Origin of the sequence: Nocardia neocaledoniensis (assembly GCF_029868625.1) — a bacterium.
Classification (GTDB): Bacteria; Actinomycetota; Actinomycetes; order Mycobacteriales; family Mycobacteriaceae; genus Nocardia; species Nocardia neocaledoniensis_A.
On sequence record NZ_JARWOJ010000428.1, the window covers coordinates 1 to 6,911 of the forward strand.

The 6,911-nt window shown below is 71.6% G+C and carries 10 protein-coding genes; 6 read left to right on the plus strand and 4 right to left on the minus strand.

Annotated elements, in window-relative coordinates:
• From QH270_RS33525 to QH270_RS33540, 4 genes are all read right to left on the minus strand, one after another.
• The coding region (locus tag QH270_RS33525) for a hypothetical protein (protein ID WP_280348748.1) at window positions 1–199 on the minus strand (199 nt) is incomplete at its 3' end.
• Window positions 200–228: 29 nt separating this feature from the next.
• Window positions 229–765, minus strand: coding sequence for a DMP19 family protein (locus QH270_RS33530; protein ID WP_280348750.1), 537 nt, complete (start codon window positions 763–765; stop codon window positions 229–231).
• Between the two features lie 22 nt (window positions 766–787).
• Complete coding sequence (locus QH270_RS33535; RefSeq protein WP_280348752.1) at window positions 788–1,354, minus strand: isochorismatase family protein; 567 nt, start codon at window positions 1,352–1,354, stop codon at window positions 788–790.
• 117 nt (window positions 1,355–1,471) lie between these two features.
• Window positions 1,472–2,782, minus strand: coding sequence for a nicotinate phosphoribosyltransferase (locus tag QH270_RS33540; RefSeq protein WP_280348754.1), 1,311 nt, complete (start codon window positions 2,780–2,782; stop codon window positions 1,472–1,474).
• A gap of 61 nt (window positions 2,783–2,843) precedes the next feature.
• Between QH270_RS33540 and clpS the strand changes: the two genes are divergently transcribed.
• From clpS to QH270_RS33570, 6 genes are all read left to right on the plus strand, one after another.
• Entirely contained in the window at window positions 2,844–3,194 is a 351-nt protein-coding gene (gene clpS, locus QH270_RS33545) for an ATP-dependent Clp protease adapter ClpS (RefSeq protein ID WP_280348755.1), read from the plus strand.
• A 15-nt stretch (window positions 3,195–3,209) separates the two neighbouring features.
• The gene (locus QH270_RS33550) at window positions 3,210–3,779 is read left to right on the plus strand and encodes a DUF2017 domain-containing protein (protein ID WP_110041582.1); all 570 of its coding nucleotides are present in this window, start codon (window positions 3,210–3,212) and stop codon (window positions 3,777–3,779) included.
• An 81-nt stretch (window positions 3,780–3,860) separates the two neighbouring features.
• Window positions 3,861–4,919, plus strand: a complete 1,059-nt coding sequence (locus tag QH270_RS33555; protein ID WP_280348756.1) for a P1 family peptidase — start codon at window positions 3,861–3,863, stop codon at window positions 4,917–4,919.
• A 103-nt stretch (window positions 4,920–5,022) separates the two neighbouring features.
• Entirely contained in the window at window positions 5,023–5,442 is a 420-nt protein-coding gene (locus QH270_RS33560; protein WP_280348760.1) for a M67 family metallopeptidase, read from the plus strand.
• 35 nt (window positions 5,443–5,477) lie between these two features.
• Complete coding sequence (locus QH270_RS33565; RefSeq protein WP_280348758.1) at window positions 5,478–5,828, plus strand: MoaD/ThiS family protein; 351 nt, start codon at window positions 5,478–5,480, stop codon at window positions 5,826–5,828.
• A 1-nt stretch (window position 5,829) separates the two neighbouring features.
• The gene (locus tag QH270_RS33570; protein WP_280348762.1) at window positions 5,830–6,792 is read left to right on the plus strand and encodes a PLP-dependent cysteine synthase family protein; all 963 of its coding nucleotides are present in this window, start codon (window positions 5,830–5,832) and stop codon (window positions 6,790–6,792) included.
• The last annotated feature ends 119 nt before the right edge of the window (window positions 6,793–6,911 follow it).

Sequence of the window (6,911 nt, forward strand, 5' to 3'; positions counted from 1 at the left end):
CCCCCCCCCCCCCCCCCCCCCCCCCCCCCCCCCCCCCCCCCCCCCCCCCCCCCCCCCCCCCCCCCCCCCCCCCCCCCCCCCCCCCCCCCCCCCCCCCCCCCCCCCCCCCCCCCCCCCCCCCCGCCGCTGCGCGGCGGACCCTCCTCCAGGTCGGGTCGTGTGGGGCTGGTTCGGGGGCGTCGGCGCGTTCCAGGTTCACGGGATCCGCGTAGCCGTAGGGCCGCGTGTTCAGTACTCGCGGACGAAGTCGTCGAGGTTGGTGCGGATGTAGTCGAGGATGCGCTGTTCGAAGTCGTCCGGCTCGTTGATGTCGTAGATCTCGTCGGGGTCGTCGGCGCGGGCGCCGTCGGGGCGGCGGATCCGGCCTGGGGCGGCGAGGGTCTGGTGTTCGTCGTCGAAGAAGCGGTCGAGGTCGTCGTCGGGGGAGCTGGGGGAGAAGTCGCGGGCGGTGAGGACGGCGGCCGCGGCCAGTTGCGGCATGCCGGCCGCGCGCAGACCCCGTGTGGCCCAAGGCAGTTCGCTGCGCCGGGTGCGCAGGTAGCCGCTGAAGCCGGACTCGAGGACGGTGCTGTGCAGGCTCGACAGGGCCAGCAGGTGGGCGAAGGCGGGCGGGAGTTCGGCGAAGGCGCCGATGCCGCGCCGCCGCAATTCGCCGGTGCCGGGGTTGGACCAGAACACGATGTCGGCGGCGTCGTGGATGCTGTCGACCTCGGCCAGCGCGGTCGTCAGCCGGTCGCGCGTCGGCGCCGGGAATCGGTAGTCCATGCGTGCAGGTTATCCGCGGTGCTCAGGCGGGCAGGATCCCGGACAGCTCGACCCCGGCGTCGCGCAATGTCGTGAGCGCGGCGGCGACGGTGTCCGGCGCGACACCGGCGGTGAGGTTCAGCAGCACCCTGGTGTCGAATCCCGCGGTGCGGGCGTCCAGCGCGGTGGCGCGCACGCAGTGATCGGTGGCGATGCCGACGACGTCGACGGTGTCGATCTCCCTGGCCCGCAGCCACTCGGCGAGCGAGGTGCCGTCGGCGGCGGAACCCTCGAAGCCGGAGTAGGCCGCGGAGTACTCGCCCTTGGAGAACACCTCCTCCACCAAGCCCGTGTCCAGGGCCGGGTGGAAGTCGGCGCCCGGCGTGCCGACGCGGCAGTGCGGGGGCCAGGTGTCGACATAGTCGGGTTCGGCGGAGAAATGGGGGCCGGGATCGACGTGATAGTCCCTGGTCGCGACGACAGCGTCGTAGTTCTGCCCGGCGACGAACTCGCTGATCGCCGCGGCCACCGCCGCGCCGCCGGTCACCGCCAGCGAGCCGCCCTCGCAGAAGTCGTTCTGTACATCCACGATCACCAGGCCGCGTGCCATGCCATCCTCCACTTTCCGCCGGTCGCGTCGAAGCGCCGCTTCGCTGAGGTCACCATTGTCCGCCGCCCGAGCCGACGCGGCCAGCCGTGTGCCGTCCACCGGTCCGGCCGAGCCGGCTCATCCGAGGAACGTCGTCGGCACCGCGGGCTCACCCGCCGACAACTTCAACCCCTCCCATGGCAGGCTGACCAATCCGCGCGCGACGAGCTCACGGCTCAGCGCCAGCGTGGCGACGCCCTCCACCACCGCGCCGGCGCGGACGAGCGGAACCTGCAATTCCCTGACCTGAAAACCGTTGGTGGCCGGGGTTTCTCCCGCCGCCGGATAGACGATCTCCTCGACGATGGTGCCGGTCGCGCGCGCGAGGCGCACCGCCTTCTTGGTGCCGCCGCGGGACTGCTTGTGACTGCTGCGCTTGGCGACCGGAACGCCCTCCACCTCGACCAGCTTGTAGACCATCCCGGCGGTCGGCGCGCCGGACCCGGTCACCAGCGAGGTGCCGACGCCGTACACGTCGACCGGTTCGGCGCGCAGGGCCGCGATCGCGTACTCGTCGAGGTCGCCGGAGACGACGATGCGGGTGCCGGTGGCGCCGAGGCCGTCGAGCTGATCGCGGACCTGCCTGGCCAGCACGCCCAGATCGCCCGAGTCGATCCGCACGCCGCCCAGCTCGGTGCCCGCGACCTCGATCGCGGTGGCGACGCCCCTGGTGATGTCGAAGGTGTCGACCAGCAGCGTGGTGCCGACGCCGAGTGCCTCGACCTGGCTGCGGAACGCGGCGGCCTCGTGCTCGCCGTCGGCGCCGCTGTGCAGCAAGGTGAACGCGTGCGCGCTGGTGCCGGCGCCCGGCACGCCGAAGCTGCGCACGGCCTCCAGGTTGGAGGTCGCGTCGAAACCGGCCAGGTAGGCGGCGCGGGAACTCGACGGCGCGGCCAACTCGTGGGTGCGGCGCGAGCCCATCTCGATCATTCGCCTGCCCGCCGCCGCGCTCACCATCCGCGCCGCCGCCGAGGCGATGGCGCTGTCGTGATTGAGGATCGACAGGATCAACGTCTCCAGCAGCACACACTCGGCGAAGCTGCCGCGCACGGTGAGGATCGGCGAGCCGGGAAAGTACAGCTCGCCCTCGGCGTAGCCGTCGATGTCACCGGTGAAGCGGTAGGCCCGCAGCCAGTCGACGGTGGCGGGGTCGAGGAATTTCGCCGCGACCTCGAGCTCGGCCTCGCCGAAGCGGAAGCGGGTCAGCGCCTCGAGCACCCGGCCGGTGCCCGCCACCACGCCGTAGCGGCGACCGTTGGGCAAGCGCCGGGCGAACACCTCGAAGGTGCACGCGCGATGGGCCGACCCGTCGGCCAGCGCGGCGGCCAGCATGGTCAGCTCGTACTGGTCGGTCAGCAGCGCGGTGCTGGCCTCGTCACGGATCTGCACACCCGAAACTGTAGTCACGCCGGGTGTTGTTTCTGTGGGGCCGCGTCGTACCCTGGGGTTTATGGCCGTGTGCAATCCCGTTCGAGCCGGCGCCGCCACCGACGCCGTGAACGCCGCACTGTCCGCGGCGCAGGCGACTCCGGAGGCCGTCGAGAACACCGAGATCCTCGAGGCCGAGGACCGACCGTGGGTCACCGTCGTCTGGGACGACCCGGTGAACCTCATGCACTACGTCACCTACATCTTCCAGAAGCTCTTCGGCTACAGCAAAGCCAAGGCGACCGAGTTGATGCTGCAGGTGCACAACGAAGGCAAGGCGGTCGTGTCCTCCGGCTCCCGCGACAAGATGGAACAGGATGTGCGGCGGCTACACGCCGCGGGGCTCTGGGCGACCATGCAGCGCGACGACTGAGTACCGTGTAACCCTGTGCGGAAGTGGAGCAGGAAGAATTCACTGAGTGGCCTCAAACTGCGGTCCGAGATGGACGAGCACGAGGCCACAGTTCTCCGCTCCCTGATCGGCGCCGTCTCCGGACTGCTCAGCGACCGCGCCGCCGAGACGCCCGAGGACGAACTCGCCGCCCTCACCGGCCTGCGCACGGGCAACTCCACCCCGCCCGACGACCCGCAGCTGCTGCGTCTGCTGCCCGATTTCCACCGGGCCGAGCCGGGCTCGCCCGACGCCAAGCGCGCCGACCTCAACGCCGCCCTGCGCAGCCTGCACGAGCCGGAGATCATCGATGCGAAACTGGCCGCGGGCCGGGTGGTCCTCGACAGCTGCCCCGAGGCGGGCGGCAAGATCGTGCTCACCCCGGAGCAGGCCGACGCGTGGCTGGCCGCGCTCACCGATGTCCGCCTGGCGCTGGGCACCCTGCTCGACATCGACGACGACACGCCCGACCACTTCGACCCGAGCGATCCGCGCGCGCCGCATCTGGACGTCTACCACTGGCTGACCTGGATGCAGGACTCGCTGCTCCAGGCGCTCGCCCCCTGAGCCGCCGAGTCGAGCGCCGGTAACCCGGCCACGGGTCCGCGCCGGCCGACCGCGCCGCGCCGCGCGACGTAGGGTCGACGGATGCGGAGCACCCCGGGGCAACGAAACGCGATCACCGACGTGGCGGGCGTGCTGGTCGGCCATCACCACGTGCTCGACGACGAGGTCACCCTCGGGACCGGCGCCGCGACCGGCTGCACCGTGATCAGGGTCCCCGGCGGCGCGACCGCCTCGGTGGACGTGCGCGGCGGCGGACCGGGCACCAGGGAAACCGACCTGCTCGATCCGGCCAATACGGTCCGTCAGCTCAACGCGGTGCTGCTCACCGGCGGCAGCGCCTACGGCCTGGCCGCCGCCGACGGCGTCATGCGCTGGGCGGAGGAGCACGGCGAGGGCATCCCGATGGACCCCACCGATCCCCGCCGGGTGGTGCCGATCGTGCCCGCCGCGGTGATCTTCGATCTGCCCGTGGGCGCGTGGGACATCCGTCCCGACGCCGACTTCGGATTCCGTGCCGCCGAGGCCGCGTCGACCGAGTTCGCGCGCGGCACAGCGGGTGCCGGGGTCGGTGCGCGCGCCGGTGCGCTCAAGGGCGGAATCGGTTCGGCGAGTGTGGTTCTCACCGACGGGCCGGGTGAGGGTGTCACCGTCGGCGCGGTGATCGTCGCCAATCCCGTCGGGTCAGTGGTCGATCCGCGAACCGGCCTGCCGTGGGGCGCGGGCACCGACGGGCCCGAATTCTTCGGTCTGCGGCCCGGCACCGACGCCGAGATCGCCGCGCTCAACGCGCTGCCGGTGAAGAGCATCGTGCTCAACACCACGATCGGCGTGATCGCCACCGACGCCGCGCTCGACCCGATCTCGTGCCGCCGCCTCGCCGCCACCGCGCACGACGGGCTGGCCCGCGCGATCCGGCCCGTGCACTCCCCGCTCGACGGCGACACCTTGTTCGCGCTGTCCACCGGCGCGATCGAGGTCGCGCCCGTCCCGCTCCCCGGGGCCTTCCCCGGCGATCTGCTGCTGCTCGACGACCTGTGCACGGCCGCCGCGGTGGCGGTGGAACGCGCCGTCGTCGACGCGGTGCTCAGCGCGACCTCGATCGCGGACATCCCGGCCTACCGGGATCTGTTCCCGCGCTGATGGGGACCGGTGTGCGCGATGCCAGGAATACCCGAATAGGGTGAGTCGTTGTCGAGGTGGTGCTCGACAGCACGCTGGACGGTTTGTGGAAAGGGTCGAGGAAGTGCTGGTGATCAGGGCCGATCTCGTGGACGCGATGGTGGCGCACGCCCGAGCCGACCACCCCGACGAGGCCTGCGGCATCATCGCCGGGCCCGAGGGCAGCGACCGGCCGGAGCGCTTCGTCGCCATGCTCAACGCCGAACGCTCGCCCACGTTCTACCGCTTCGATTCCGGCGAACAGCTGAAGGTCTGGCGCGCCATGGACGACGCCGACGAGACCCCCGTCGTCATCTACCACTCGCACACCGCCACCGAGGCCTACCCGAGCCGCACCGACATCTCCTACGCCTCCGAGCCGTTCGCGCACTACGTCCTGATCTCCACCCGCGACCCGGAACAGCACGAACTGCGCAGCTACCGCATCGTCGACGGCGAGGTCACCGAAGAACCCGTCCGGGTCGTCGAGTCCTACGACGCCTGAACCCCAACGAACCGAGTCACACCCGAGGAGTCCCCATGCCGGTAACCGTGTCCATTCCGACCATCATGCGAGGTCTCACCGGAGGCGAGAAGCGCGTCCAGGGAGAGGGCGAGACGCTCTCGGCGCTCATCGACAACCTCGAGGCCAACCATCCCGGCCTGGCCGAGCGGCTGCTCAAGGACGGCAAGCTCAACCGCTACGTCAACATCTACGTCGACGACGAGGACGTGCGCTTCGCCGGTGGGCTCGACGCCGAGGTCCCCGCGGGCGCGTCGGTCACCATCCTCCCGGCCGTCGCCGGCGGCAGTGTCGATTTCGGTGCTCCCGGGGCGCTGCGTGGTGACGCGGGCTCCCTCCTCCGCGCCCGTCGCTCGCACCGGCGCTGACGTGGCCCGCTACGAATCGCTGATCGCGACCCTGGGCAACACGCCACTGGTCGGGCTGCGCACCCTGTCCCCGCAGTGGGACGGCGACGATCACGTCCGGCTGTGGGCCAAGCTCGAGGACCGCAACCCGACCGGCTCGATCAAGGACCGGCCCGCGCTGCGGATGATCGAGCAGGCCGAGGCCGACGGGCGGCTCACGCCCGGGTGCACCATTCTGGAGCCGACCAGCGGCAACACCGGGATCTCGCTGGCCATGGCGGCCAAGCTCAAGGGCTACCGGATCGTGTGCGTGATGCCGGAGAACACCTCGGTGGAGCGACGTCAGCTGCTCACCATGTTCGGCGCCGAGATCATCGATTCGCCCGCGGCGGGCGGCTCGAACCAGGCGGTCGCCATGGCCAAGGAGATCGCCGCGCAGAACCCGGACTGGGTCATGCTGTACCAGTACGGCAACCCCGCCAACGCGCTCGCGCACTACGAGACGACCGGCCCCGAACTGCTGGCCGACCTGCCCGAGATCACCCACTTCGTCGCCGGCCTCGGCACCACCGGCACCCTCATGGGCACCGGCCGGTTCCTGCGCGAGAAGGTGCCAGGCATCGAGATCGTCGCCGCCGAACCGCGCTACGGCGAGCTCGTCTACGGCCTGCGCAACATCGACGAGGGTTTCATCCCCGAGCTCTACGACGAGACCGTGCTCACCACTCGGTTCTCCGTCGGCCCGTACGACGCGGTCAAGCGCACCAGGGAACTCGTCGGCGAGGAGGGCATCTTCGCCGGGATCTCCACCGGCGCGATCCTGCACGCCGCCCTCGGCATCGCGAAGAAGGCACAGAAGGCGGGCAAGCGCGCCGACATCGCCTTCGTCGTCGCCGACGGCGGCTGGAAGTACCTGTCCACCGGCGCCTACGACGGCACCCTCGACGAAGCCGAGGAAAAACTCGACGGCCAGCTCTGGGCTTGAGTTGTTGGAGCGCTGGCGCGCTCGAGTCGCGGCCCCCTGGTGTGGGGGGGGGGGGGGGGGGGGGGGGGGGGGGGGGGGGGGGGGGGGGGGGGGGGGGGGGGGGGGGGGGGGGGGGGGGG